The 25,175-nt window shown below is 69.1% G+C and carries 24 protein-coding genes and 3 tRNA genes; 12 read left to right on the top strand and 15 right to left on the bottom strand.

The window, feature by feature from the left end; genetic code table 11:
- Positions 1 to 43 precede the first annotated feature (43 nt).
- A tRNA-Ile gene (locus ACFQ0P_RS06065) sits at positions 44 to 117 on the top strand.
- 11 nt (positions 118 to 128) lie between these two features.
- Positions 129 to 201: transfer RNA gene (locus ACFQ0P_RS06070), tRNA-Ala, on the top strand.
- A 293-nt stretch (positions 202 to 494) separates the two neighbouring features.
- Here ACFQ0P_RS06070 and ACFQ0P_RS06075 read toward each other — a convergent pair.
- A complete protein-coding gene (locus ACFQ0P_RS06075; RefSeq protein WP_204981210.1) occupies positions 495 to 896 on the bottom strand; it encodes a 2'-5' RNA ligase family protein in 402 nt (133 codons plus the stop codon).
- A gap of 267 nt (positions 897 to 1,163) precedes the next feature.
- Positions 1,164 to 2,189, bottom strand: coding sequence for an Abi family protein (locus tag ACFQ0P_RS06080; RefSeq protein WP_204981211.1), 1,026 nt, complete (start codon positions 2,187 to 2,189; stop codon positions 1,164 to 1,166).
- 421 nt (positions 2,190 to 2,610) lie between these two features.
- Here ACFQ0P_RS06080 and ACFQ0P_RS06085 point away from each other — a divergent pair, with 421 nt between their 5' ends.
- From ACFQ0P_RS06085 to ACFQ0P_RS06095, 3 genes are all read left to right on the top strand, one after another.
- Positions 2,611 to 5,883 carry a DUF7933 domain-containing protein gene (locus ACFQ0P_RS06085; protein WP_204981212.1) on the top strand — a complete coding sequence of 1,091 codons (3,273 nt, stop codon included), beginning with the start codon at positions 2,611 to 2,613 and terminating at the stop codon, positions 5,881 to 5,883.
- Between the two features lie 167 nt (positions 5,884 to 6,050).
- Positions 6,051 to 6,785 (top strand): Pr6Pr family membrane protein, encoded by a 735-nt coding sequence (locus ACFQ0P_RS06090; protein WP_204981213.1) that lies wholly within the window; start codon positions 6,051 to 6,053, stop codon positions 6,783 to 6,785.
- A gap of 95 nt (positions 6,786 to 6,880) precedes the next feature.
- Complete coding sequence (locus ACFQ0P_RS06095) at positions 6,881 to 7,306, top strand: NUDIX hydrolase (RefSeq protein WP_204981214.1); 426 nt, start codon at positions 6,881 to 6,883, stop codon at positions 7,304 to 7,306.
- Positions 7,307 to 7,317: 11 nt separating this feature from the next.
- Here the strand turns inward: ACFQ0P_RS06095 and ACFQ0P_RS06100 are convergent, their stop codons facing one another.
- A complete protein-coding gene (locus ACFQ0P_RS06100) occupies positions 7,318 to 7,737 on the bottom strand; it encodes an aminoacyl-tRNA deacylase (RefSeq protein ID WP_204981553.1) in 420 nt (139 codons plus the stop codon).
- A 62-nt stretch (positions 7,738 to 7,799) separates the two neighbouring features.
- Entirely contained in the window at positions 7,800 to 8,315 is a 516-nt protein-coding gene (locus tag ACFQ0P_RS06105; RefSeq protein WP_204981215.1) for a DNA helicase, read from the bottom strand.
- Positions 8,316 to 8,413: 98 nt separating this feature from the next.
- On the opposite strand from ACFQ0P_RS06105, the gene ACFQ0P_RS06110 reads away from it, so the two are divergent.
- Positions 8,414 to 8,986 carry a peptidylprolyl isomerase gene (locus tag ACFQ0P_RS06110; protein ID WP_204981216.1) on the top strand — a complete coding sequence of 191 codons (573 nt, stop codon included), beginning with the start codon at positions 8,414 to 8,416 and terminating at the stop codon, positions 8,984 to 8,986.
- 13 nt (positions 8,987 to 8,999) lie between these two features.
- Positions 9,000 to 9,890, top strand: a complete 891-nt coding sequence (locus tag ACFQ0P_RS06115) for a rhomboid family intramembrane serine protease (protein ID WP_204981217.1) — start codon at positions 9,000 to 9,002, stop codon at positions 9,888 to 9,890.
- 138 nt (positions 9,891 to 10,028) lie between these two features.
- Here the strand turns inward: ACFQ0P_RS06115 and ACFQ0P_RS06120 are convergent, their stop codons facing one another.
- Positions 10,029 to 10,268, bottom strand: coding sequence for a cell division protein CrgA (locus ACFQ0P_RS06120; protein WP_204981218.1), 240 nt, complete (start codon positions 10,266 to 10,268; stop codon positions 10,029 to 10,031).
- 55 nt (positions 10,269 to 10,323) lie between these two features.
- On the opposite strand from ACFQ0P_RS06120, the gene ACFQ0P_RS06125 reads away from it, so the two are divergent.
- From ACFQ0P_RS06125 to ACFQ0P_RS06135, 3 genes are read left to right on the top strand one after another with little or no spacing between them, the layout of a single operon-like run.
- Positions 10,324 to 11,085, top strand: coding sequence for a class E sortase (locus ACFQ0P_RS06125; RefSeq protein ID WP_204981219.1), 762 nt, complete (start codon positions 10,324 to 10,326; stop codon positions 11,083 to 11,085).
- Positions 11,085 to 11,240 (top strand): hypothetical protein, encoded by a 156-nt coding sequence (locus ACFQ0P_RS06130; protein ID WP_204981220.1) that lies wholly within the window; start codon positions 11,085 to 11,087, stop codon positions 11,238 to 11,240. Before ACFQ0P_RS06125 ends, ACFQ0P_RS06130 begins: the two co-directional genes overlap by 1 nt.
- Positions 11,237 to 11,866, top strand: a complete 630-nt coding sequence (locus ACFQ0P_RS06135) for an anthranilate synthase component II (protein WP_204981221.1) — start codon at positions 11,237 to 11,239, stop codon at positions 11,864 to 11,866. Before ACFQ0P_RS06130 ends, ACFQ0P_RS06135 begins: the two co-directional genes overlap by 4 nt.
- Positions 11,867 to 11,875: 9 nt before the next feature.
- Here the strand turns inward: ACFQ0P_RS06135 and pknB are convergent, their stop codons facing one another.
- The 7 genes from pknB to ACFQ0P_RS06170 all read right to left on the bottom strand — a co-directional run bounded on the left by pknB (position 11,876) and on the right by ACFQ0P_RS06170 (position 20,872).
- The gene (gene pknB / locus ACFQ0P_RS06140) at positions 11,876 to 13,570 is read right to left on the bottom strand and encodes a Stk1 family PASTA domain-containing Ser/Thr kinase (protein ID WP_204981222.1); all 1,695 of its coding nucleotides are present in this window, start codon (positions 13,568 to 13,570) and stop codon (positions 11,876 to 11,878) included.
- 96 nt (positions 13,571 to 13,666) lie between these two features.
- The gene (locus ACFQ0P_RS06145; protein ID WP_204981223.1) at positions 13,667 to 15,400 is read right to left on the bottom strand and encodes a serine/threonine-protein kinase; all 1,734 of its coding nucleotides are present in this window, start codon (positions 15,398 to 15,400) and stop codon (positions 13,667 to 13,669) included.
- On the bottom strand, positions 15,397 to 16,860 hold the full coding sequence (locus tag ACFQ0P_RS06150; protein ID WP_204981224.1) for a peptidoglycan D,D-transpeptidase FtsI family protein: 1,464 nt from the start codon (positions 16,858 to 16,860) through the stop codon (positions 15,397 to 15,399). Before ACFQ0P_RS06150 ends, ACFQ0P_RS06145 begins: the two co-directional genes overlap by 4 nt.
- 69 nt (positions 16,861 to 16,929) lie before the next feature.
- Positions 16,930 to 18,330 carry an FtsW/RodA/SpoVE family cell cycle protein gene (locus tag ACFQ0P_RS06155; protein WP_204981225.1) on the bottom strand — a complete coding sequence of 467 codons (1,401 nt, stop codon included), beginning with the start codon at positions 18,328 to 18,330 and terminating at the stop codon, positions 16,930 to 16,932.
- Positions 18,327 to 19,565 (bottom strand): PP2C family protein-serine/threonine phosphatase, encoded by a 1,239-nt coding sequence (locus ACFQ0P_RS06160; RefSeq protein WP_204981226.1) that lies wholly within the window; start codon positions 19,563 to 19,565, stop codon positions 18,327 to 18,329. Before ACFQ0P_RS06160 ends, ACFQ0P_RS06155 begins: the two co-directional genes overlap by 4 nt.
- An 18-nt stretch (positions 19,566 to 19,583) precedes the next feature.
- Positions 19,584 to 20,129 (bottom strand): FHA domain-containing protein FhaB/FipA, encoded by a 546-nt coding sequence (locus ACFQ0P_RS06165; protein ID WP_204981227.1) that lies wholly within the window; start codon positions 20,127 to 20,129, stop codon positions 19,584 to 19,586.
- Positions 20,126 to 20,872, bottom strand: a complete 747-nt coding sequence (locus ACFQ0P_RS06170) for an FhaA domain-containing protein (protein ID WP_204981228.1) — start codon at positions 20,870 to 20,872, stop codon at positions 20,126 to 20,128. The genes ACFQ0P_RS06165 and ACFQ0P_RS06170 overlap by 4 nt, the downstream gene beginning before the upstream one ends.
- 252 nt (positions 20,873 to 21,124) lie before the next feature.
- On the opposite strand from ACFQ0P_RS06170, the gene ACFQ0P_RS06175 reads away from it, so the two are divergent.
- Positions 21,125 to 21,208 (top strand) — tRNA-Leu (locus ACFQ0P_RS06175).
- Between the two features lie 74 nt (positions 21,209 to 21,282).
- Here ACFQ0P_RS06175 and ACFQ0P_RS06180 read toward each other — a convergent pair.
- Positions 21,283 to 21,774, bottom strand: coding sequence for a GNAT family N-acetyltransferase (locus ACFQ0P_RS06180; RefSeq protein ID WP_204981229.1), 492 nt, complete (start codon positions 21,772 to 21,774; stop codon positions 21,283 to 21,285).
- 46 nt (positions 21,775 to 21,820) lie between these two features.
- The gene (locus ACFQ0P_RS06185) at positions 21,821 to 22,459 is read right to left on the bottom strand and encodes a GntR family transcriptional regulator (RefSeq protein WP_204981230.1); all 639 of its coding nucleotides are present in this window, start codon (positions 22,457 to 22,459) and stop codon (positions 21,821 to 21,823) included.
- Positions 22,460 to 22,734: 275 nt separating this feature from the next.
- On the opposite strand from ACFQ0P_RS06185, the gene ACFQ0P_RS06190 reads away from it, so the two are divergent.
- Positions 22,735 to 22,941 (top strand): cold-shock protein, encoded by a 207-nt coding sequence (locus tag ACFQ0P_RS06190; RefSeq protein ID WP_191765018.1) that lies wholly within the window; start codon positions 22,735 to 22,737, stop codon positions 22,939 to 22,941.
- A 151-nt stretch (positions 22,942 to 23,092) separates the two neighbouring features.
- Here ACFQ0P_RS06190 and ACFQ0P_RS06195 read toward each other — a convergent pair whose 3' ends face one another.
- Positions 23,093 to 25,168, bottom strand: coding sequence for a bifunctional lysylphosphatidylglycerol flippase/synthetase MprF (locus tag ACFQ0P_RS06195; RefSeq protein WP_204981231.1), 2,076 nt, complete (start codon positions 25,166 to 25,168; stop codon positions 23,093 to 23,095).
- Positions 25,169 to 25,175: the final 7 nt, after the last annotated feature.

The raw sequence follows: 25,175 nt of genomic DNA on the forward strand, positions 1-25,175 counted from the left end.
GTAAAGTCTTGGAGGTTGATCGACGCGAAGCGTCGGATCACACGGGGCTATAGCTCAGGCGGTTAGAGCGCTTCACTGATAATGAAGAGGTCCCAGGTTCAAGTCCTGGTAGCCCCACTCCGTGCCCCGGGGCCTTAGCTCAGTTGGTAGAGCGCCTGCTTTGCAAGCAGGATGTCAGGAGTTCGAATCTCCTAGGCTCCACAACGCAGGAAGGGCCGTCCCGCAGGGGCGGCCCTTCCTGCGTTATCGGGTGGAGGGATTCGAGGAGGAGCCGAGCCGGAGGCGAGGCGACGGAGTCTCCTAGGCTCCACAGTTCGTCATCACGACGCTCCACATCGGGAGCCTACCGACAGCACGAATGACGGTCCGCTTTCGGCCGTAGCCGGGCGGCCGAGTGGTCCAACTCCGCGGGCGTCATCGCGGGGTGAGTTGGACTGTCGATAGACGTCGTCCGGTGTGTCCTTCGAGGGCGAACAGAGTGATCCAGTTCACGGTCAACAGTTTGCCTTCGGCGGGGTTGGCGACGGTCCCAAGCGTGACGTGCGGACGATACCCACCCATCCAATCCAATATGCAGGCTCCGCCGCCGGGAATCCGGTCAGCCCCTGTACCCGCGCGGCGAGAGCGTTGTGCAACCGGTGGAACGTGGGATGCTCGGCTAGCAACACGGGAATGTCGTGTGAGCCTCCGAACTGCGCAGCGGGCCCGAGTCGAACTTCAAGAGCCTGGACGCTACTGGTGACAGTGGCGAAATCCGTGGAAAGAACGTGGAGCGCCTTCGGGTCGACGTCGAAGTTGCCTACGAGAGTCACGTGCACAGGCCAACGACTACGATCAACGGTCGCGGCGACCTCGCCAGGAGTGGCCATGATCGTGACCAGCCGGTGGTGTTCCATGACCCAACGGTAACCGCGGACTACATGCCTATTCGCACTCGACGGCCGGTTGCGGGTCCTCGAACGGCGCGAGTCGCGCCTCCGGGGGTGGTGTGTTGTCCGCGCTGGCTCAGTTCGCTGATCCTGGCTGTTGCCCGAGTCTGGCGGGCTCTTGGGCACGCACGGCGGTCGATCACCCTTGACCACTACGGTCGCCTCGTTCGGCGGGCCTTGGACCGCTGATGGAGTCGATCGACGAGTTCGAGGCGCCGGCGCCCTGACCGTACGTCAGCGGATGTGGCGAGCCCAGAACTCGTCTTCAGCCCAGTTCTCGGGGATCCCCATCCCCCGCATGTTCATCGGTGATCGGGTGCTCAGGAGCTGGTGGAGCCTCCGCGCCCACGTGCTCCGCGGGGACACAACGTCCAGCACCGACTGCAGCGACACGAGGACAGGGTATAGACGTTTCTCGGACCGCTTGGGCAGCGCGCCGGCTCCCTGCAGCCAGGAGATGTGTCGCGAGGTGGGGATGGCGGGGTAGACCCCGAGACCGACGTTCCACAGGCGCCCATGGTGCGCGCAGATGTTACGCACCCGCACGTACGTTCGCAGCCATGATGTGAGCACCGGCTCATTCAGCCCCACTCGCCTCGCGATCGCCATTCGGTCAGGGCGGCGCTTCAGGTTGTCGATCACGGAGGCAAGCTGCCCGATCGTGAGCGTCTCGACCATCAGCCACGACGGCGGTAGCTCGGGAGTCCCATAGGTCAGCAGGTAGTGCTCGAGTGCCGAGCGGTACACCACCTTCGGCCCGTCGCCATCTGCTCCCGAACCGCGGCCGCCCTCGATCTCAGGCTGCCCCTCGAGGCGCTCGGCGGAGGTCCTACGGACGATGCGGAGGAGGCCCGAGTGGGTCTCGAAGTCGGTGAAGTGCGAGGGGTCGCCGTACCAATGCGGGTCCTCGTAGGTCGTCGACATGTGGTCGGTCAGCGCCGCCCGAACGGCGACCTCGACCCGCTCCAACGCATCCATGATCAGCAGTCGGAGCGCGCGATCGAACACGTAGATGTCCAGCACGTCGTCGAACGCGACGCCGTCCCGGAAGAGGTGATCCGGCTGCCCCTGCTGGAACGGGATCGTATAAGGCGAGAGCCGGAAGTAGCCGATGTGGCGGAGGTACCGCGTCGCCCTCTCACGGTCGGGGACGTCGAGCCCTCGCTCGGACAGCCGGTTCACCAGCTCGTCCAGGCTGAGCGCCGGCTTGTCGTAGAGGAGGGACCCGCGCGGCCGAGGCGTGCGACGAGGTGCAGGCATCCGCGGATCTCCAGGCGAGGGTGAGAAAACCCCCCAAGTGCGCTTCTGCGAGAGGCGTGGGGGGTGTAGTGATACGAAGGTAGCACGGGCTCCCGACAGGCCGCTGGATTGAGAGTCAGCTTCGTGGAGCGCCGAGGTTCTCACGCGATCACGGCGTTTCAGAAGTACCATCATGCGCCCTTGGCTTCGGGTGCTGTGATTCGCGGCGCAAGGTCGCAGGAATCGGCGAAACCGGGTGCTGAGCACCGGAACGACGGGGAACGACCCGGCGCAATGAAGGCGCAATCTCGGCGACCTTCCGGCGGATGCGGTGCGCCGCCTAACCTGGCGGTCGCGACACACCGGTCGCTGTCCTCCTCGCCCGCCGCGCTGATCGAGCGGTCCAACGAGGGGTGGACGCACGCAGCCAGGGAGGGAAGAGGTGCGGGCCGTTCGTACTGAGACCTCCGGACGCACTCGGCTCGCGGCGGTCGCCGTGCTGCTGTCCATCACCGCCGGCATGCTGGTCGCCGTCATCGAACCCCTTGCTCCCGTCGAGCCGGCGGCTGCCGCTCCGGGCACGCCCGGGACCCCGGATGCACCCGTCGTCCTCTTCGAAGAGGACTTCCAGCAGGGGGCGGGTATCACCGAGCTCGAGAACTACGTCTCGCTCTCGGGCGCGACGTACACCGCAGACCCGTTCTGGCTCAGCGCGGCATCCTGCAACGGATTCATCGTCTCGCCCGCCGAGGCCTTCCCCGGCGCGCCCACGTGCAGCGGAAGCGCCTCGAACTTCCAGGAGACGCAGCGCAAGGCGGCAGCCCTAAGCCTGTTGAACACCCCGCAGAACACCGCGACCAACCGCGCCGTCTCCAGCAACACGACGGGCAGCAACGGTCCGGCCAACGCCCGCCAGTTCGTCAGCTCGCAACTGGCCATCCCGCTCGACAACAGGTTTCTGACGTTCTCGGTGGATGCCGCGGCGACCTCGTGCGGCGTCGGGAACCACCCACAGCTCCGGTTCTTCCTCACCGACGGCGCCGGGACGGAGACGCCCGTCTCGTCATCCTCGATCAACCCCTGCACCGATGCGCGAGGGCAGCAGACCACCATCTCGGGAATGGTCGTGAGGTACGGGCGATTCCCGGTCACCTCGGCGATCCTCGCCTCGGGCCCCTCGTTCGGCTTCACGATCCGCAATCTCACGGGCAGCTTCGTCGGAAACGACGGTGCTTTCGACAACGTTCGCGTGCTCGACGCGACCCCCCAGCTCGACAAGTCCTTCAGCCCCGCATCGGTGCCCGCCGGCGGCACGTCGACGCTCACCCTCACCGTCACCAACACGAGCGAGCTCGCCGCGAAGGCGGGGTGGTCTTTCACAGATTCCCTGCCCTCGGGCCTGGTGATGGACGACCCCGCGAACGTCGGCGGAACGTGTGCCGCGACGGTGAGCGCCACCGCGGGCAGCGGTTCGATCGCGGTCACCGACGGCAGTCTCGCCGCGGGGCAGGCGTCGTGCACGATCACCGTGAATGTGACGTCCGCTGTTGCCGGCGTGTACGAGAACTGTCCTGCCAACATCAACGATGCGGTAGGCGTCGACCTGCCCGCCTGCGCGGCGGTGACCTTCGTCGGTGAGCCGTTCTCGTGCACCGAGGGATTCGTATACGGAATCGACCGCACCGGCGGCGCGATCCTCGAGATCGAACCTGTCACCGGAGCCTCCCGACCGATCGCGACCCTGGGTTCCGCGCCGGATCGCTTCGTGGATGCTCTCGCCATCTCCGCCGACGGGTCGACGGCCTACGCGACGTACAGGTTCGGGACGACCGCTGAGGTCCTTCGCGTCGATCCGGTCACCGGCGCACGGTCCACCGTCGCAGCGGTGCCGGGCAACGACCCCGACGGCTTCGACCTGGGCGCCGTCAACCCCGCCAACGGCTACTACTACTTCGGTGGGAGGAGTGACTCCGGCTCCGTCGTCATGCACGCCGTCGACCCCACGACGAACACCTACCTCGGCGTGCAGTTCATCCTTCCCACGACGTCACTCGGTGATGGCGCGAACGGCGACCTCTTCTTCGACAGCGAGGGTCGCGCGTACGTCGTGCTCCCGCCTGCGAGCGGCGAGTCGACCATTCCGCTCGTGATGATCGCCGACGTGCCCGACGACGGTACCGTCGCCGAGGCCCGCGTGATCGCAGAGTTGGAGTCGTCGACCACAGCACCGGAAGGCGTCGCGGTCGGCGGGGACGGCTACCTCTCGGTGACATACGCGATCGACGGGATCAGCGAGATCAGCCGCGCAGACCCGAACAGCGGCGCCATCGACTCCTCCGGCGGGATCACCGGCCCGAACGGTGCCGCCGATCGATTCCTGAGCGACCTCGCCTCCTGCTGGCTCCCCCACACGGTCACTCTCCGCAAGCACATCGACGGCCGGTTCACCCCCGACGACCAGTTCGATCTCACCCTGTCGGGCAACGGGGTGGCTGTCGGGAACACCGGCACGACGTCCGGATCGTCGACCGGGCTCCAGACCGACACAGCGGCGACCGCGGGCCCTGTGCTCGGAGTGCCCGGACGAACCTACGCGATCGCCGAAACCGGTGCTGCGGGTACCGATCTCGGCAACTACGACTCCGAGTGGCAGTGCACCGATGTCGCCGACGGTGGAGTGGTGATCGCCGGAGGCGCGGGGAGCACCGGGTCGGTGACCGTGCCCTCCGCCTCGGGCATCGGGTCGCACCTCGAGTGCGTGATCATCAACACCGCGCATCCTGCGTGGACGCTGGCGAAAGAAGCCCTGCAGGGCGGCACGCCGCTCGCGGCGGATGCGAGGGTCCAACCGGGGTCGACGATCACCTACCGCGTCACCGCTGCGAGCACCACTCCCACCGGTGTGCCTGACATCGAGCTCACCGACGACCTCGGCGATGTCCTCGACGACGCTCACTTCGTCGGCGGGTCTGCCCGTCTGACCCTCGACGGCGGGCCGTCGATCGCGGTTCCCGACCCCGTGGGCGACATCCTCACCACAGGACGTTTCACGCTGCCGGGAGCCACGATCGCCGTCCTCACCTACGACGTCGTCGTCGACGCGGACGCGTGGAGTGCGCGGCTCACCAACCTGGTCGTCGGTGACGCGCCGACAGCCGCCCCCTCCGGCTGTCCGACAGAGTGCATCACCACCCAGTTCACTCCGACGCCCGTCCAGATCCTCAAGGTCGGGGAGGACGCCGCGGGCGACGTCGTGCCGATGAGCGGATCGCAATGGGCGATCTACGTTGCCCCGACCGACGGAGCGCCCGTCGTCGACGCCGTTCCGGCAGTCGAGGAGGGCGGCGACCCGGTGCCGGGCCTCTTCCGCGACACCACCCTCGAGCCGGGGACGTACTGGCTCGAAGAGACGGTCGCGCTCGACGGATTCGCGCTGCTGGCAGAGCGCATCGCGTTCACCCTCGACGCGGACGGCGAGATCAGTCTTGCTCCCACCGGGTCATCGCACGTCACCCTCGTGCAGCTCGAAGGGGTCACCACGATTCGTGTTCAAGACGTGCCGAGCGTGGCCCTCCCCGCGGCCGGCGGCACCGGCACGGCGTGGTTCACGCTCCTCGGCATCGCCCTGGTCGCGACGGGTCTGATGGCGGCGGGCCTGCTGGTCATCGGTCGGCTTCGGCATCCACTTTCCCCCGGATCCCGCAAGCGCTTGTAGGATTCGTCCCCCAACTGGGGGACAGTGTGTACGTTCCATACAACGGAGCGCGTTTGCCCGCATAGTTCCGTCTCGGGCTGACCACAGGATCTGCGGGTTGGGGGTATCGACGGCGGTAGACCTTCCTCACCGACGCAGAGGGCGTTGAGAGAACTGGGGAAGACATCATGAACTGGTCATCGATGCGATTCGCCGCCGCCAGCCTGGGTGTATCGGCGGTTGCGGCGGGATACATCGTCAATGTGGACCGCGCGACACGGCAAGGGCAGAGCCTCGCTCTGGTGCTCGCGAACTACTTCAGCATGTTCACGATCGTGTCGACGCTGCTCTGCGCCGGGGCCCTCGTCGCGGCCGCGACCTGGGCCCGGATGCACCCCGAGAGCGCGCGCGAACCACTCGGGATCGCTGTGGGGCTGGCAGCGACGGCGGGTCCGGTGCTTCTGCTCGGCGTCGTTTACAACGTCCTGCTGCGGGGAGTGCCCTCCGAGGTGGCGGCCGCGGACTCGGCCGGCATCGCGATCCTCGACGCGTATGCGGTGGAGGTGCTCCACGTGGTCCTGCCGCTCTACGTGCTCGCCGACCTGCTGTTCGCCACGCGACGGCGCGGCCTTCCGTGGTGGAGCGTGCCGGTGCTGACCGTGTATCCGCTGTCGTGGCTGCTGTACACGATGGTGCGCGGCGAACTGGTCTCGGACCCGTCCGGGCTCGCCGCGTGGTGGTACCCGTACCCGTTCCTGGACCCGCACGGCGAAGGCGGGTGGGGATCGGTGGCTCTCTACATCCTGGGCATCTTCGTCGCGTTCGTCGCGATCGGCGCTGGGGCCATCGCGATCGGACGCTACCGGGAGCGTCGCGCGACACGGCGGGAGGCAGTCGTCAGAACCGGGGTCCTGCACGGCTGACCCGCCTCCACCGACGGCCCGTTCCCACGAGGAGCGGGCCGTCGCACGTGCGCGGGCCACTCGGTTCGCCCGCGTCGCGCCGGATAGGGTGAAGCATGGATCTGCGCGTGGCCGCCTACGCCGTGATCATCGACGACCAGACCCGGCTGCTGCTCGCGCACTGGAACGAGGGGCGCCGTGCGGCGTGGACCATGCCCGGCGGCGGGCTCGAACCGGGCGAGGACCCGGAGCGGGCGGCTCGCCGCGAAGTGCGGGAGGAGACCGGCTACAAGGTCGAGATCGACGAGCTGCTCGGCATCCATTCCCGCGTCATCCCTCCGGGAAGGCGCCTCACCCCCGGAGTCGCCGAACCACTGCACACCCTGCGCATCGTCTACCGCGCACACATCGTCGGCGGGCGGCTGCGACACGAGAAGAACGGCTCTACCGACCGCGCCGAGTGGTTTCCTCTCGCCGAGGTGCGCTCGCTCCAGCGGGTGAAGCTCGTCGACATCGCACTGGAGATGGCGAAGAAGACGTAGGGCGGATGCCGCTACCCGGCCTCCTGCGAGATGTCGGCGACCGTCGCGCCGTACGCCGCGATGAGATCGTCCGCCTCGACGAACAGGCTGAACCCGTGGGCGCCGGCTCCCATCGCGATGCGCCGGCCGACGATCTGCTCATCGGCGTAGACCGGCCAGTCGTGCGTGCTTCCGATGGGGACGATCGTGCCTCGCTCGTAGCCGGTCGCCGCGAACGCCCTGTCGGGATCGGGCAGCTGCAGCTTGTTCACCCCGACCACGGCACGAAGCTTCGGCCACGAGATCGCGCGGTCGCCGGGGATCAGGGCGAACAGGTACGTGTCGTCGCTGCGCTTGACCACGAGCGTCTTCACGATCCCGGCAGGCGGGATCCCCAGGATCTCGGCCGCCTCGACGAGGCTGCGGGCAGCCGGCCGCTCCCGGATCTCGATCTCGAGCGAGCGGGCGGATGCCGCGTCCCTGACCCGATCGAGTCCGGGGTCGCTCGTCACCGTCAGGCGTCCGGTGCGCGCAGCGGGTCGTCCGCGACCCAGAGCTCGTCGTCGGCGCGGAGCGTCTGCCACGCCGCGTAGAGAACGCCGAGCGCGGCGGCGACGCCGAGGATGATCGCGATCACGCCGCCGGCACCCATCCCCTTCTTGGCGGGGGCGGGAGCAGCCTTGCGCCAGCTCGCGGCGAGGTCGATGCCGCGGCCCGATGCCAGGCGGCTGCGCGTGTCGTTCGCGGCATCCCACACCGACATCGCCGAGCCCACGACCGCTCCCGCGGCGGGGATGACGGTCGAGTTGACGACCTTCTTGCCCTTCTCGACGTAAGGGGCGGCGTACTGCTCGTAGCCGGCGGTGATGCGCGGGCGGACCTCCTCGCGGCCGAGGTGGCCGAGCTGACGCCCGGCCTCACGGGCGACGCTCGCGGCCTCGCCGACGAGGATCTGCTGCGACTCCCACAGGCTGTTCGCCTGGGTCTGGAGCTTGCGGAGTTCCTTCTTGCGCTTGCGGCTGAGGCTCACGATGCCCTCCTGATCGAACCGGGGATCTGGTTCGACCCATCTTGCCAGACGCGCGCCGACGCGGGAGGGGTTGCACAGAACTCTGGAAGAATGTAGCAATGCCGATTCCCACCGCTGTCGCCACTTTCCACACCAACTACGGCGACATCGTCGTCAACCTCTTCGGTGACCACGCTCCGCGCACGGTCCAGAACTTCATCGGGCTCGCCGACGGCACCGGGTCCTGGACCCACCCCGCCACCGGCAAGCCCGGCGAAGGCCCGCTCTACAAGGACGTCGTCTTCCACCGCATCATCTCGGGCTTCATGATCCAGGGCGGCGACCCGCTCGGCCAGGGCGTGGGCGGTCCGGGCTACACGTTCAACGACGAGATCAGCCCCGAGCTCACCTTCACCGAGCCCTACAAGCTCGCGATGGCCAACGCCGGCCTGCGTCGCAACGCCATCACCGGCCAGGCCGAGGGCACCAACGGCTCGCAGTTCTTCATCACCGTGCCCGGCCAGGGCGGCCGCGGTCCGGAGTGGCTGCAGGGCAAGCACACGATCTTCGGCGAGGTGGCCGACGACGCCTCGAAGGCCGTCGTCGACACGATCAGCGAGGTGCCGACGGCCGCGGGCGACCGCCCGATCGAGCCCGTCGTCCTCGAGTCGATCGACATCTCCGAGGTCTAGGCTTCCCGCCGCCGTGACCGCCGACGACCTCAGCCGCAATCGCGACAACTACTGCTACCGGCATCCCGACCGGCAGAGCTTCGTGCTGTGCCAGCGGTGCCTGCGCACGATCTGCCCGGAATGCCAGACACCCGCCGCCGTCGGCGTGATCTGCCCGGAGTGCTTGCGCGACCAGCAGAAGGCGGCATCGCCCGCGCAGCGCAAGGCCGAGCGCCGGTGGTCACGGACGCGATCGATGACGGTCGCGGACTCCCGCCCCATCGTGACGTACGCGATCATCGGGATCACCCTGTTCGTCTATCTGCTCACCCTCATCCCGGGGATCGGGTCGACGATCCAGAACCAGCTGCTCTTCATCGCGCCGGCCCTCTACCCCGATCTGACGGGGCGCTTCGAGCCCTGGCGGCTGCTCACGGTGGCCCTCGTGCACGGAAGCTTCTTCCACGTCGGGCTCAACATGCTCGCGCTGTGGATGATCGGACGAAGCCTCGAGCCCCTGCTCGGGCGCTGGCGCTTCCTGACGCTCTATCTGCTCAGCGCACTGGGCGGATCCGTAGCCGTGACGCTGCTCTCATTCCTGACACCCGTGGTCGGAGCATCCGGAGCCATCTTCGGACTCTTCGGCGCCCTGCTGGTGATCGGACGCCACATCGGCGCGAACATCGCCGGTATCGCGATCATCCTCGGGGTGAACCTGGTGATCGGGTTCCTCCCCGGGTTCAACGTGTCGTGGCAGGCGCACATCGGTGGTCTCATCGTCGGGCTCCTCGTGGCCTTCATCTACACCCGCACGCGAACGCGGCGCCAGCGCGGCCTGCAGATCGCCCTCCTGGCCGCGGTCGGGGCCGGGCTCATCGCTCTGCTCTTCGTCCCGGTCCTCGCTCCCGGCCTTGTCCTGCCCTGAGTTATCCACAGGCTCATCCACACATGGGGATGAATCACAGCGGTGTAATTCACACCTGTTAACAGCCCTGTTAACAAACTCAGCGAGAACGCGAAAGCCCCGGTCACGCCGGGGCTTTCGAACGATCGGATGCTGCGGCTAACGCCAGCGGGTGGTCATGAGGAAGCCGAGGAACGCGATGCCGAAGCCGATCACGAGGTTCCAGCCGGCGATGCCGGGGATCGGGTACTGCATGCCGCTGAGGTAGAACACCAGCACCCAGACGAGACCGATCAACATGAGGCCGATCATGATCGGCTTGAACCACACCGGATTGGGTGCGGCTTCGCCTTCTGCCCGCTCGATGAGCGAATCGTCTTCTTTGCCGGGTCGTGCCATGCACAGAAGTCTAACTGCCAGGCGGCCCACAGCGTGCGGGGACTAAAATCCCGCTGTGGAACACGCCCTGGCCGGACATGACGCAGGAAGCCCTGTCACGCGCCCGCGTCGGCGCACGTCCGTCGTCGGCGTGCTCGGCGAGATCCTCATCACTGCGGGTGTCATCGTCCTCCTCTACGTCGCGTGGCAGCTCTACATCGGCGACAAGATCTACGGCGCAGAGCGCAACGCCCAGGGGCAGCAGCTCTCGCAGGAGTGGGCCGGCGCCTCGCCGAGCACCAATGAGCCCGAGGCGGCACCGGTCGCCGTGGAGCCGATCGTCCGGCCCGAGCCGGCGGACGGCGAGCGTTTCGGTGTCATGCACATCCCGCGATTCGGAGCCGACTACGCCATGCCCATGGCGGGCGGCGTCTCGCGCGAGCGCACCCTCAACCCCATCGGGATCGGCCACTACATGGGCACCCAGATGCCGGGCGAGGTCGGCAACTTCGCAGTGGCCGCGCACCGCACGTCCTACGGCGAGCCCTTCCGCAAGATCGCCGAACTACGTCTCGGCGACGCGATCGTCGTCGAGACCGAGGACGGCTGGTACACCTACCGGTTCCGCACGCTGCAGTACGTCCAGCCGACGCAGCGGGACGTGCTGCTCCCGGTGCCGCAGGTTCCGGACGTCCCGCCGGGCACGCGCTACATCACCCTGACCAGCTGCAGCCCCATCCACTGGATGTGGGAGCGCATCATCGCGTACGGCGTGTTCGAGTCCTTCACGCCCCGCTCCGCGGGTCCGCCCGCGGCCCTCGAAGAGGCGGTGGTCTGATGTACGCGGCACTGTGGCGCGTGCTCCCCGGCCCGTGGTGGATCCGGCTGGTCATCCTCCTGGTCGCGGCGGCCGCGATCCTCTACGGCCTCTTCTTCTACGTCTTCCCGTGGGCGAGCGAATTCATCAATCCGGTCGACGGCGCCGTCGAGTGACAGCCGCGTCCGTTCTGGTCGTCGACAACCACGACAGTTTCGTCCACACCCTCGTCGGCTACCTCCACGAGCTCGGCGTGACGACGGACCTCGTCGAGGCCGACGCCGTCGACGACCCGCGCGCGCTGCTGGCGGAGTACCGGGCGGTGCTGGTGTCGCCCGGACCCGGCGCACCCGGCGATGCCGGAGCATCCGTCGCCGTCGTCCGTGCCGCGGCCGACGAGGGGATGCCGCTGCTCGGCGTATGCCTCGGACACCAGGCGATCGGCGAGGCCTTCGGCGGGAAGGTCGACACCGCGCCGGACCTCATGCACGGCATGACCTCGCTTGTCCACCACGACGGGAGCGCGCTCTACGCGGGGCTGCCCGACCCCTTCACCGCGACGCGGTATCACTCCCTGGCCATCGTCCCGGAGACGCTTCCCGGCGCGCTCGTCGTGACGAGCCGCACGCCCGAGGGCGTCATCATGGGCGTCGCGCATCGCGAGCTGCCGATCGTCGGCGTGCAGTTCCACCCCGAGAGCGTCCTCACCGAGGGCGGTCACCGTCTGCTGGGCAACTGGCTGGAGTCGGCGGGATTCCGGGATGCCGCGTCGCTCGGCGCACGGCTCAGCCCGCGGCGCTGAGCGCGCCGCTCACGTGCCCGAGCAGTAGACCAGTGTGATGGTCGAGTGGATCGGCACGTCACCCGGAGCGAGCGACTGCGTCGACACCGTCGGGGGACTGGAGCCGGCGCACGAGGTGTCCTCCTGCGTGACGACCTCGAGCTCGAGCTCCTCGAGCTCGCGCTGAGCCGCCTCGACGGTGTACCCCCGCACGTCGTTGATCGTCACCTTGCCCGATGCGACGACGAGGTTCACGACGGTGCCCACCGGGACGCTCGCCCCGTCGGTCTGGTCGGCCGAGATGACCGTACCGGCGGTCAGCGCCGGATCGTTGCGCTGCGTGACCGAGCCGAGCTCCAGGCCCGCTCCCTCGAGAGCGGCGGCCGCGGCATCCCGTCCGAGACCCTCCAGCGGAGGCACGGTGGCGAGCTCCTGGCCGAGGGAGACGAAGACGCGGATCTCCTGATTCGGGTTGACCGATGTGCCCTCCGCCGGATCGGTGCGGATGACGATGCCCTCGGGGACGTCGGGATTCTGCTCGTCCACGCGGATGGCGCGCATCTCGGCCTCGAGCAGCTCCTCGTTCGCGCGATCGTAGGTCATGCCGGACACGTCCGGCACGATTCGGGCCGTCGAAGGCACGCGGTCGTCGGGGTTGATCGACAGCACCCAGAACAGGACCGAGATGAGCAGCACCGTCAGCACGCCCACACCCGCCCAGATCCACGCGACCGGAGGCCCGGACTGCGTGCGCTTCATCGTCGTGTCGGTGCTGAGCTGCCGCAGGGAGCGCGCCGTCTCGGCCGCCTGCCGCGGGTTGGGACCGTAGAGCTCGCTGGTCAGAGCGCCCACCTGCCGCTTGGACGGCGAGCGGCCGTCCACGGTCGCGTCGAGCGCCTCGCGGAAGCTCGCCGCGTCCTGATAGCGCTGGAACGGATCCTTCGCGAGCGCACGGAGGGCCACGGCATCCAAGGCCCTCGGCACACCCTCGTGGATCTCGGACGGCGCGACGGGCGCCTCACTCACGTGCTGGTACGCCACGGCCACCGGCGACTCGCCCCGGAAGGGCGGCCGGCCCGCGAGCAGCTCGTACAGCACGACACCCGCCGAGTAGAGGTCGGCGCGCGCGTCGACCGGCTCGCCCTTGGCCTGCTCGGGCGAGAAGTAGGCGGCCGTGCCGAGGATCGCCGTGGTCTCGGCGACGGTCGACGAGCTGTCGGAGACGGCGCGCGCGATGCCGAAGTCCATCACCTTGACCTGGCCGGCGCCGGTGACCATCACGTTGCCGGGCTTGATGTCGCGATGCACGACGCCGGCGCGGTGCGAGTACTCGAGAGCCTCGAGGATGCCGTCGACGTAGCGGACGGCATCCGTCACCGGCACGGGACCCTCGGCGATGATGTCCTTGAGCAGCGCTCCGTGCACGAGCTCCATGACGATGAACGGGACCGGCCGCACCCGGCCGTCGGCGTCGGTGGAGGTGTCCTCGCCCGCGTCGTACACGCGGACGATCGTGGGATGCGCCATGCGCGACGCGGCCTGCGCCTCGAGGCGGAACCGCGTGCGGAACGCGTTGTCGTCGGCGAGCTCGCGGTCGAGGATCTTGATCGCCACGGCGCGACCGAGGGTCAGGTCGTAGCCGCGGTAGACGCTCGCCATTCCGCCGCGTCCGATCGGCTCGTCGATGCGATAACGCCCCGATAGCACGCGCGGCTCAGCTGTCACAGGTCACTCCCCGAATGGAACAACTGCCAGACTATCCGAGCGGGGACAGGCGGCCGGCACCGGCCACCCTCCCCGCTCGTACGACGTGACCGCCGGTCAGCCGTCGCCTTCGTCGCCTCCGGCCGCGGGCTCGATCGGCACGCTCGCCTCGGGCGAAGCTCCCGAGGTTCGGTCGCCGGACGGACCGCCGGTGCAGGTCACGGTGTAGCTGACCACGAGGTTTCCGGTCGCGGTCGTCGGGACGGTGATCTGCGCCGAGCGATCGGCCTGACCGAACGACGACGTCGACTGTCCGTTCGCGAAGGTGCCGTTGGTCGCCGTCAGGTTGTAGGCGCTCACCGAGCCCTCGCCCGCCGGGCAGGTGTATCCCGCCCAGTCGACCTGGATGGTCCCGCCCGGTGCGACCGTCGCGGCGGCGAAGGTGGGCGCGGCGGGATTGGGCATCGGCACCTGGGGGCCGTAGTACGTCAGGTTGATCGTGGTGCCCAGGGGTACACGGCCGGTCGGGTTGACGTCGTAGACGACATCCTGATCCCCGGCGGTGGGCGCCGCGTTGCCCTCGACGCAGTTCGCGACGAGCTCCGCGCCCTCCACGAGCGCGCGGGCGTCGGCGCACGTCTTGCCGGTGAGGCCCAGGGCGCCCACGTCGACGCGTTCCTCGGTGGTCTGGGTCGGCGTCGGGGTGGGAGTGTCAGACGGCGTGGGGGAGGCTGAGGTCGATGTGCCCGTCGGGTTGGGGTCGCCGCCCTGATTCGCCAGGAGCGCCCACACCGTGCCGCCGAGCACGAGCAGCAGCAGCACGATGAGCGCGATGAGCGGCCATGTCCACGGGCTGCGCTTCTTCTTCTCGGGCTCCTCGCCCTCGACGACCTCCTCGCCCGCCACTCCTGCGGCCGGCAGGATCCGCGTGGCGGCGGACGTGTCGGCACCCGACGTGAGCAGCTGCGTCATGTCGTCGCCGGTGGCCGACCCGGCGGCGATGGCCGGCACGGCGGCGGCTGCGGCGGCGATGTCGCCCCGGCGGAGGGCGGTCGCGGCGCGAGCCACGGCCGCGGCGGACGCCGGGCGGTCCTCCGGCTTCTTGGCGATCATCGCCATGACGAGGTTCTGGACGGGGACGGGGACCGTCGGCGGCAGCGGAGGCGGCTGCTCGTTGATCTGCGCCATCGCGATCGCGACCTGCGACTCGCCCGTGAAGGGCCGCTTGCCGGCGAGGCACTCGTACGCGACGATGCCCAGCGAATAGGTGTCGGTCGCGGGGGATGCCGGATGCCCCGAGGCCTGCTCGGGGGACAGGTACTGCACCGTGCCCATGACCTGACCGGTCGCCGTGAGCGGGACCTGGTCGGCGATGCGGGCGATGCCGAAGTCGGTGATCTTGACGCGGCCGTCGGGGGTGATCAGCAGGTTTCCCGGCTTGATGTCACGGTGCACGAGTCCGGCCGCGTGGGCCGCCTGCAGCGCCGCCGATGTCTGCGCGACGACGTCCAGAGTCTTGTCGGTGGACAGCGTGCCGTCGCGTTCGAGGATCGTCGACAGCGCCTCGCCGGGCACGAGCTCCATCACGAGGAACGCGCTGCCGTTCTCCTCGCCGTAGTCGAACACGCTGGCGATGCCCTCGTGGTTGACGAGTGCGGCATGCCGGGCCTCGGCGCGGAAGCGCTCGAGGAAGCCCGGATCCCCCATGTATTCGTCCTTGAGGATCTTGATGGCGACCGTGCGTCCGATGACGTGGTCGGTCGCCTCCCACACCTCGCCCATACCGCCGATCGCGATCCGCGATTCCAGCTCGTACCGGCCTCCGAAGGTCACACCCTGCGTCGGTCTCATCTGCCCAGCACCGCCTCCATGACCTTCTTTGCGATGGGAGCCGCAATCCTGTTGCTGCTGCCCGACTGCCCTTGCCCGCCGCCGTCTTCGACGACCACCGCGACGGCCACCTGAGGGTCGTCCGCGGGGGCGAACCCGGTGAACCACAGGGTGTACGGCTCGCCGGGACCGTTCTCCGCGGTCCCGGTCTTCCCGGCCACGTCGACGCCGTCTATTCTTGCACCGGTCGCGATGCCCTCACTGACATTGGCGACCATCATCGTGACCATCTCCTCCGCCAGATCCTCTTCGAGGGCCCGGCCGAACTCGACGTCGGGGAAGTCCTCCTGCACGGAGAGGTCGGGACCGATCACGCGGTCCACCATCCTCGGGTTCATCACCACTCCGCCGTTCGCGATCCCGGCGGACACCATCGCCATCTGCAGCGGCGTGGCGATCACCTGACCCTGGCCGAAGCCGGTGAGCGCGGTCTGGGCGTCGTCGAGCGCGCGCGGATAGCTGGAGGGCGTCGAGACGAGCGGGAGCTCGAACGAGAAGTTGAAGCCGTACTTCTCGGCTTCCTCGCGGATCGCCGTGTCGCCGAGCTCGACCGCGAGCTGGGCCATCGGGATGTTGCAGCTCAGGCGAAGGGCGTCGGCGATCGTCACCTCTTCGCCGGGACCGCATGTGCCCCGGGTGTCGTTGTAGATCACGGCATCCGACTGCGGCAGCCGGTAGGTCGCCGGGTTCGGGAGCGTCGACTCCGGGGTGTAGTCGCCCGAGGCGAGCGCGGCCGAGGCGACGACCAGCTTGAACGTGGAACCCGGAGGGTTGAGGTCGCCGGCGATGGCGCGGTTGGAGAGGGGCTTGCCCGGATCGGCGACGAGCGCGTCGTAGGCGGCGTTCACCTCGGTCGTGTTGTGGGACGCGAGCAGGTTCGTGTCGTAGCTCGGGCTCGTCACCATCGCGAGGACGCGGCCGGTGGAGGGCTCGATCGCGAGCACGGCACCCTGCAGGTCGCCGAGCGCTTCGTACGCGGCCCGCTGCACGTCGGCGTCCAGGCTGAGCACGACGTTGGAGCCTCGCGGGGGCTGACCGGTGAAGATGCGCTCGATGCGGGACAGGAACTGCGAACCGGCCGTGCCGGTGAGGTACGAGTTCATCGCCTGCTCGATGCCCGTCCCCGCTTCGCGGCCGAGCGCCGGGTTGATGTATCCCGTGACGGGCGCCCACATGTCGGGCTCGACGTATTGGCGCTGCCAGCTGTACACGTCGTTCGACGGCACGGACGACGCGATCGCGGTGCCGCTGGCGATGATGGAGCCGCGCTGGACCTCGAACGAATCGTAGAGAGCCCGGGTGTTGCGGGGGTTCTCCGCGAGTTCTTCGGCGTTGACGACCTGGATCCAGCTGGTCGAGCCGAACAGTGCGAGGAACATGATCAGCATCAGGATGCTGAGACGCCTGAGTTCTTTCGTCATGAGATCGCCCCCTTCGGGCGATGGGCTCGCTGACGCGAGCCCGGAACGACCGCGTGCTCCTTCGTCATGTCAGCCGATCACCACCCGGGGCCGGCTGCGCACGCCGTCCGAGATGCGGAGCAGGAGCGCGACGATGATCCAGTTCGCCACCAACGAGGATCCGCCGGCGGCGAGGAACGGGGTCGTGAGGCCCGTGAGCGGGATGATGCGCGTGACGCCGCCGACCATGATGAACACCTGCAGCGCGATCGTGAACGACAGGCCCGTGGCGAGGAGCTTGCCGAAGTCGTCCTGCCCGGCCAGGCCGATGCGCACCCCGCGGCTCGTGAACACCATGTACAGGCAGAGGATCGCGAACACCCCGATGAGGCCGAGCTCTTCGCCGAGAGCGGGGAGGATGTAGTCGCTCTCGGCGACGGGCGTGAGATAGGGCCGGCCCTGTCCGAGCCCCGTGCCGACGAGCCCGCCCTGCGCGAGACCGAAGATGCCCTGCACGAGCTGGTAGCTGCCGCCGGGGGCGTCGATCACGGTCGGGTTGAAGGCATCCAGCCAGTTCGTGAAGCGCCCGTTCACGTACGCGAGCACCTGCGAGGCGATGACCGCGCCCACCGCGGCGAGCGTCACGCCGATGAGCACCCAGCTGGTCTTGCCGGTCGCGACGTAGAGCATGGCCACGAACATGCCGAAGATGAGGAGGCCGGTGCCGAGGTCGCGCTGCATGACGATGATGCCGAGCGAGATCAGCCAGATCACCAGGAGTGGCCCGAGCTCACGCGCGCGCGGCCATGTCATGCCGAGGAAGCGCGTGCCGACCGACGTGAGGCTCTCCCGCGTGCGCACGAGGTATCCCGCGAAGAAGATCGCCAGCGCGATCTTCGCCAGCTCCCCCGGCTGGAAGCTGAAGAAGCCGAGCGAGACCCAGACGTCCGCATTGGCATTGGTGCCCAGGCCCGGGATGATCGGCAGGATGAGCAGCACGATGCCCGTGAAGCCGAAGACATACGTGTAGCGGAACAGCACCCGGTAGTTGCGCAGCAGCAGCACCACCGCGATCGCGCCGACGATGGCGATCGCGGCCCACGCGAGCTGCCGCGTCGAGAAGGCATCCCAGCCGTGACGTTCGCGGGCGATGTCGAGGCGGTAGATCATCGCGAGCCCCAGCCCCGTGAGCAGGGTGGCGATCGGCACGACGAAGGGGTCGGCATCCCGCGCGCGCAGTCGCAGCACGATGTGCAGGGCGAAGACGAGCGCCGTCAGTCCACCGCAGTAGACGAGGAAGGTCCAGTCGATCGCACCGAGCGCCCCGAGCTGCACGAGGGCGACCGCGGAGCCGTTGATGAGGAATGCGAAGACGAGCAGACCCAGTTCGCGGTTGCGCTGCGTCTGGGGAACGCGGATGCGCCGCAGGGCGCGCACCACCGCGGTGTCGGTGGACACCGCTTCGGTCGCCGTGGCCGAGGAGCCGCTCATCCGCCCCCTCCCGAGGTCTCCAGAATGGTCGCGACGATACGCCGTGCGTCTGAGAGGGAGCTTGCCGAGATGGTCCCCTCGACCGTCGCCCGCGCGAACTCGGGCAGCGAGTCGAGCGGGATCTCGGTGTCTTCGTAGGGCGTCGACAGCGAGATCGGACCGATCCCCTGCTGCACGCCGCGGTAGATCACGACGGTGTCCTCATCGGCACCCACGAAGTAGCGCGTCTGGGTCCACTGGTAGCCGACGAACAGGGCGCCGACGATGAGGGCGATCACGAGAACCAGGCCGACGATCCACCCGATGCGGCGGCGGCGCACGCGGCGGCGGTCCTCCTCGATGAGCTGCTCGAGGAACTCCGCCGCCGGCTCGAAGTGCGTCGGCTCGTTCGCCGCCTGACGGTTGGGGTGCAGCCAGCTCGTCCGGCCCGGGCGAGCCGCGGGCACGTCGACCCCGACCGGGTTGGAGGCGGATCCGACGACGGTGGGCGTGCCGGAGAAGAGGGGATGCTGCCCCCCGACGTCGACGAGGACGATCGTGACGTTGTCGGGCGCACCGCCGTCGAGAGCCTGCTTGAGGAGGTTGTCGGCCGTGCGTCCGGGCGCCAGCCCGAGCGCGAGCGCCTTGGACGTGTGGGCGTCGTCGACCACGCCGGACAGGCCGTCCGAGCACAGCAGCCAGCGGTCGCCGGGCTGGGTCGGCATGATGAACGTGTCGAGCTCGGGGTCGGGGTCCATGTCGCCGAGCACGCGCATGAGGACAGAGCGCCGAGGGTGGTACCGGGCCTCTTCCGGCGTGATGCGGCCCGAGTCCACGAGGCGCTGCACGAAGGTGTGGTCCGTGGTGATCTGCGTGAGCGCGCCGTCGCGGAAGAGGTAGATGCGCGAGTCGCCGATGTGGGCGATGACGGCGTAGTCGTCCACCATGATCAGCGCGCTGACGGTGGTTCCCATGCCCGCCAGCTCCGGGCGATCGCCGACCGTGTCGATCAGCTGGGCCGCGGCATCCGAGATCGCGTCGCGCAGTTCGCGCTCGGCCTCCGCCGTCGATTCGTAGGGTCGGTCGAGGGCCTGCAGCCGGGCGATCGCGAGGCTCGACGCGACGTCACCGCCGGCGTGGCCTCCCATGCCGTCGGCCACGACGAACAGGTTCGAGCCGGCGTAGCCGGAGTCCTGGTTGTTGGAGCGCACCTTGCCCGTGTGCGAGATGGCGACGCTCGAGCCCTGGAAGACCATGGGGAGGGGTTCCGCCGCTTACTTCCGCAGCTCGAAGGTCGTCGCGCCGACCTTGATCGGTGCGCCGATCGTCACGGGAGCCGGCGCCGTGACCCGCTGGCCGTCGTGCCACGTGCCGTTGGTCGAGTCGAGGTCCTGGATCATCCACTGATCGCCCCACAGCACGAGGCGCGCGTGGTGGCTCGAGGTGTAGTCGTCGCGGATCACGAGCGCCGACTCGCTGGAGCGCCCGATCGTGAGCGGTTCGTTGCCGAGCGGGAGCTCGATGCCGGCCTTGGGTCCGCTCGTGATGACGATGCGCGACACCGACGCGGCGGTGGCGGGTCCGCCCTTCGGCCCCGAGGCGACGGGCGCGGCGGCCGGCGCGACGGGCGCGGTGGCACCGCCCCGGGGCGGAGTCGCCGCCGCGGCGGCGGGTGCTGCGGCGGCGGGTGCGGCATCCGGCATCTTTCGCACCTTCACGCCGAAGAGATCGGCGCGCAGCGAGTAGACGACGGCGAAGACGAACGCCCACATCAGCACGAGGAAGCCGATGCGGAGGAGCAGCAGGGTCAGTTCGCTCATGACAGCGGGCCCTGCTCGCGGAGGTCGTAGGCGCGCGTGGCGTCTTCGGCCGACATGGTCGGGCGCGGCGGGGGCGCGGCCTGCGCGACGACGTGGAACACGATGTCGGTGCGTCCGATCGTCACGGTCGAGTCGGGCGGGAGCGCGGACTCGGTCACCTTGCGGCCGTCGAGCATCGTGCCGTTGGTCGAACCGAGGTCGCGGACCATGGCGCGCTCGCCGTCCCACAGGATCTCGACGTGCTTGCGGCTCGTGCCTGCGTCGGAGATCGTGATGGTCGCGTCGCTGCCGCGGCCGATCACGGTGCGGCCCTTGGCGAGGGGATGCCTCTTGCCTGCGATGTCGACGACTCCGCGCCACGTCACCTGCCCGCCCTGGGCCGTCGAGGAGTCGACCCGCAGCGTTCCTGTGGCCACCTGCTCGTCGCGCCGGAGGGTGATCGTGACCGGGCCGGCGAAGGAGTACCCCTGCTTCTTGGCGTGCTTGTGCACAAGCGTGTCGAGCTCGTGGGTGAGGGCGTCGCCGATGGCGCTCATCTTCTCGTCGTCGGCCGGCGACAGCCGCACCACGAACGTGTTCGGCGCGAGGATGCGGTCGCGGCTGACGACGGCGGCCTTCTTGTCGAGCTCGCTGCGCAGCGCGGAGGCGATCTCGACGGGTTGGATGCCGCTGCGGAAGGTCTTCGCGAACGCGCTGTTCACTGCGCGCTCGAGACCTTTCTCGAAGCTGTCAAGTAGTCCCACGGGGCTCCTCGGACGGGGGGTGCCGGTTGCTACATGCTAGTTGCACACTCTGAAATGCCGGTGGACGGCGTGACGGGCCGGGTGGATTCGGGGCACTGCGGGCTGCTGCGCGGCTCAGGAGATCTGCCCGGGTCAGGTCGATTCCGGCGGCTTGTCTCCTGATTCCGGCAGATCCCCTGCGTTCGGCGGGCGGATCGGTGCGTGATATCCTCGGGAAGTTGAGTTTCGCGGGGTCTTCGGATGCCGCGGCTCGCGCGAGTGGCGGAATAGGCAGACGCGCTGGCTTCAGGTGCCAGTGCCCGAAAGGGCGTGGGGGTTCAACTCCCCCCTCGCGCACAGAGCGCACACGGAAGCCCCGGCGATCCTCGGATCCCGGGGCTTTCGCGCGAGACGAGAGCCGGTCGGCCGCGTCACACCCCGTCGAGCGCAGGGAGGAGCGCGAAGACGACCTCTTCCGTCTCGCGCCGCAGACCCGGTGCGTACGCGACATCCCGCGACACCTCCGTGAAGCCGGAGTGCTCGAGCACCGCGATCGCCGCGGCATTGTGTGCGGCGACACGGGCGAACAGCGGCCGCACGGGCTCGCGGGAGACGAGGAGCCGCAGCGCGGCCGTGGCGACGCCCCGGTTCCAGGCGTGCCTCGCGATCCATACGCTGACCTCGCGGTCGCCGTCGAGGGTGAACAGCGCGGCGGTGCCGGCGAAGCCGCCGTTCTCGGTGACCACCTGGTAGAGCACGTCGTCGTCGGTGCGGCGACGCGAGGCCCACGCGTCGAAGGCGGCGCGGTCGTCGGCGTCGTCGGCGGTGAACGCGGCCATCGCGACACCCTCCGGGTCGCGCATCATCTCGAAGACGGCATCGAGGTCGTCGTCATCCATGTCGCGAAGCTCGATGTGGTTCACACGCCCACCGTAGCGAGCGAAGACGCGCGCGACGAGCCGCTCGCGGTCAGCAGAGGCCGTGCAGCTCGCGCAGGAGGACCTCGGCGCGGTCGCCGTCTCGCGCGCGCAGCGCGTCGCGCAGCCCCTCGAAGGTCTCGGTCCGCCGGATGGGGCATTCGATGAGCGGTCGCCAGGAGACGACGTTGCGGCGGATGGCGAGCTCGGCCTCTCGCATGAACCGCCTGACGGCGACATTTCCGGTCGCGCGGGTGAGCTTCGCGAAGAAGACGTGACTCGCAGCCAGGAGGGCCTCGTAGTCGTCGAGGCGCGAGGCTGTGACGACAGCATCAAGTGCCGCGACGAGATCCTCGAGCACGTCATCCGTCGCCGCGGCCGCGGCCATCCGGGCGGCGTTCCCCATCAGATAGGCGACGAACTCCAGGGTGTCGGCCTGCGCCTTGTCGTTGGGCGTCGACACCCGCGTGTACCGATGGGGCGACACCTCCACGAGGCCGACGCGCTCCAGCCGCTGGAGGGCTTCGCGCACGGGAGTGCGTGAGACGCCCAGCCACTCGGCGAGCTCGTGGTCGCGCAGGCGAGCACCGGGCGCGAGGGTCCCGTCGAGGATCGCCTCGCCCAGGCGGGCGTAGACCTCATCGCCGAGGACCGCACCGCTGGGGACGAGGGGAGCGAGGGGGGTCGTCATGAGTGTGCGACCAGTGTACGACCCGGATCGGCCTCTCGCCGTGCCGCTGATATATCGGTAGCATGACGGTGCCACGTCTTGGCGTGGCCTATCCGGGGGGATCCGTCGACGCCCGGGCTTCGAGCCTCGCTCAGCCCGGGCGTCCGATGGGCCTGCGCATTGCTGTGCAACATTTCTGTCACCATCCGAAACCGTCCTCGCCGTGACGCGCTGGGGACGTTACGTTGGTGGGGACTCGTGGCAAGAGCGCGGGCATCCCCAAAGAACGGCAAGTAATGAGCACGCAGGGCACCGTCAAGTGGTTCAACTCGGAGAAGGGCTTCGGCTTCATCGCTCCCGATGAGGGTGGCGCGGACGTTTTCGCGCACTACACCGCCATCGCGGCGAGCGGCTACCGCTCCCTCGAGGAGAACCAGCGGGTCGAGTTCGAGATCGCCCAGGGCCCCAAGGGCCTGCAGGCGGAGAACATCCGCCCCATCTGAGCCCCACCGGGCCGAAAGGCCCGTTCACGCGAAGCCGCGTCGCGGCATCATCGCTTCCGCCGACAATGTCGGGGGCGGATGCCGCGGCTCGGTGTGCGCCCGGCCGAGGCCGGGCGCTTTCGCGTTTCCGGTGGTTGCCGCCTCGCCCGGCTCAGCCGCTCGTGCCCTTGGCGAGCTCGAGGCCGGCGCCGGCGAACTGACGCAGCGTCGCGTCGGGGAGGAAGGCCCGCGTGAGGCCGGCGCCGATGCGAGTGAGGTCGCTCTCGTCGCGGAAGAGCAGATACATCGTCTCGTACCGCGGGTGGAACTTCTGCTTGAACCGGTGCAGCGACTGAAAGCCGTAGACCGGTTCGAGGGCTGCGGCGAGGCGGTCGGACAGTGCGGCGATGGCTCCGGCATCCGGCGGGTACTCGTGCGCCAGCGGCGCACCCGACAGCGACATGATCTCGGCGCCCTCGCCTTCGAAGTGCCGTGCCGACGATCCGATGAGGAACTCCATGACCGGGCCGAAGCCGCCGTCCCGTCGGCGCATGAGGTCCAGCGTCCAGCCGCGGACCGCGCCGTTCCCGCCGTAGACCGGAAGCCACGACAGGAAACCGTCGACGTCGCCCGTGGGTGAGATCGCCAGGGCCAGACGGACCTCCGGGTCCTCGGCCTGCTCGAGTGTGCCGAGGGTGAACCCCATCTCGGGCAGGCCCTTGTCTCCGACCCACATCTCCGAGATCGCACGGAGCTGCGCCTTGATGCCCCAGGGCTCGTCGGCGAGGCGTGTCATGCGGAAGGTCATCTCCTCCCGTCCGGCGCGGTTCAATGAGGTGCGCACGGCACTCCACTGCTTGCCGGTGAACTGCAGGCCGGGAAGATCGACGATCGTGTCGTCGGCGACGACGAGACTCCGCCACCCAGCGGGCACGGCGTCCCGCGTCGCCTCACCGGCGCTGAAGAAGCACGGGACGAGGCCGGCGTGCTCGGCCGATGCGATGAACTCGGCGACGGAGGCCGGGCGGGATGCCTCGGGCCCGAGCGGATCGGCGAGAGCGATCGCGACGCCGGCCCGGCGCTGGTACGCGATGATGCCTCCGGCCGCGGTCCGCGCGTAGTCGTTGCCGTCCCACGTCGTCATCCAGGACAGCGTGCCGCCGCCGTGGGCGTGGAGCGCCTCCTTCACATCGGCGACGGTCGGCGCCGGCGCGACGCCCACCGCGGACTTCCGGCGCGCGCGGAACGCGCGGCGCACCCAGATCAGGTAGACGAGCAGCAGCAGCCACATCGCGGACTGCGCGACGGCGACGTTGAAGTCGCCGACCTGGTCGTCGACGGCGCCGGGTCCGACGATGAGGACGAGCACGACGAGCAGGATGCCGGTGAGGATGTTGGCGGTCGCGAGCACGACGGTCCACCACCAGGCCCACCGGCGGCCACGGCGCAGGCCGGTCGCAAGGGCGCCGATGATGACGACGTCGATCGCGACATCCAGGAAGGAGCCGCCGGCCGCTTCGGTGTGCCCGAAGGGCCCGTCCGTCGGCAGGAGCAGGGTCAGGAGCTCGACGGCGAGGATCACGAGCACCGCGACGAACGCGATGAGCCGCTGCTCCCGGACGGTCGTGCGCTGCACCCGCAGCGAACGGTCCACGAACAGCACGAGGAGCACGGCGAACGCGTGCTCGAGGTCGGCGAGGGATCCCCAGAAGAAGAGCATCACGAACGCGAAGCCGAGCACGAGGAGCCATCCCCGCACGCGCCACGGCGGGGCGAGGAGGCCGACCGCGGCGGCGATGCCGGCCATCGTCCCGCCGGACGGTCCGACGTCGAGCATCGTCGCCTCGACCTGCGCCCACGGCCAGGGGAGCAGGGAGGCGACCGACAGGAACAGGGCGCTGGCGAAGATCGCGAAGAGCTGGCCGATGCCGAAGTATCCGAGCGCGAGGACCGAGCCGCGGCGGTACTCCAGGAACGCGAGTCCGGCGAAGCTCGCGATGACGAATGGGTACGTCAGGGGATGGTCGACGAAGAACGTGCCGGTGACGGGGGTCCACCATCTCCCTTCGAGGAGGGCGGGGAGGCCGTACGCGACGGAGTCGAACAGCGGGTTGTCGGCGAACGGACTCCACAGTCCGCCCCAGATGATGCCGGTCGCCAGCAGGACGGCGATCAGCGTCAGAGACACGGGGATGCGCGCCACGAAGGACACGACGGGATGGCGCGATCGCGTGGCGGCGTCGGTCATGGGCTCA

The sequence above is a fragment of the Microbacterium insulae genome, assembly GCF_042677065.1.
Lineage (GTDB): Bacteria > Actinomycetota > Actinomycetes > Actinomycetales > Microbacteriaceae > Microbacterium > Microbacterium insulae.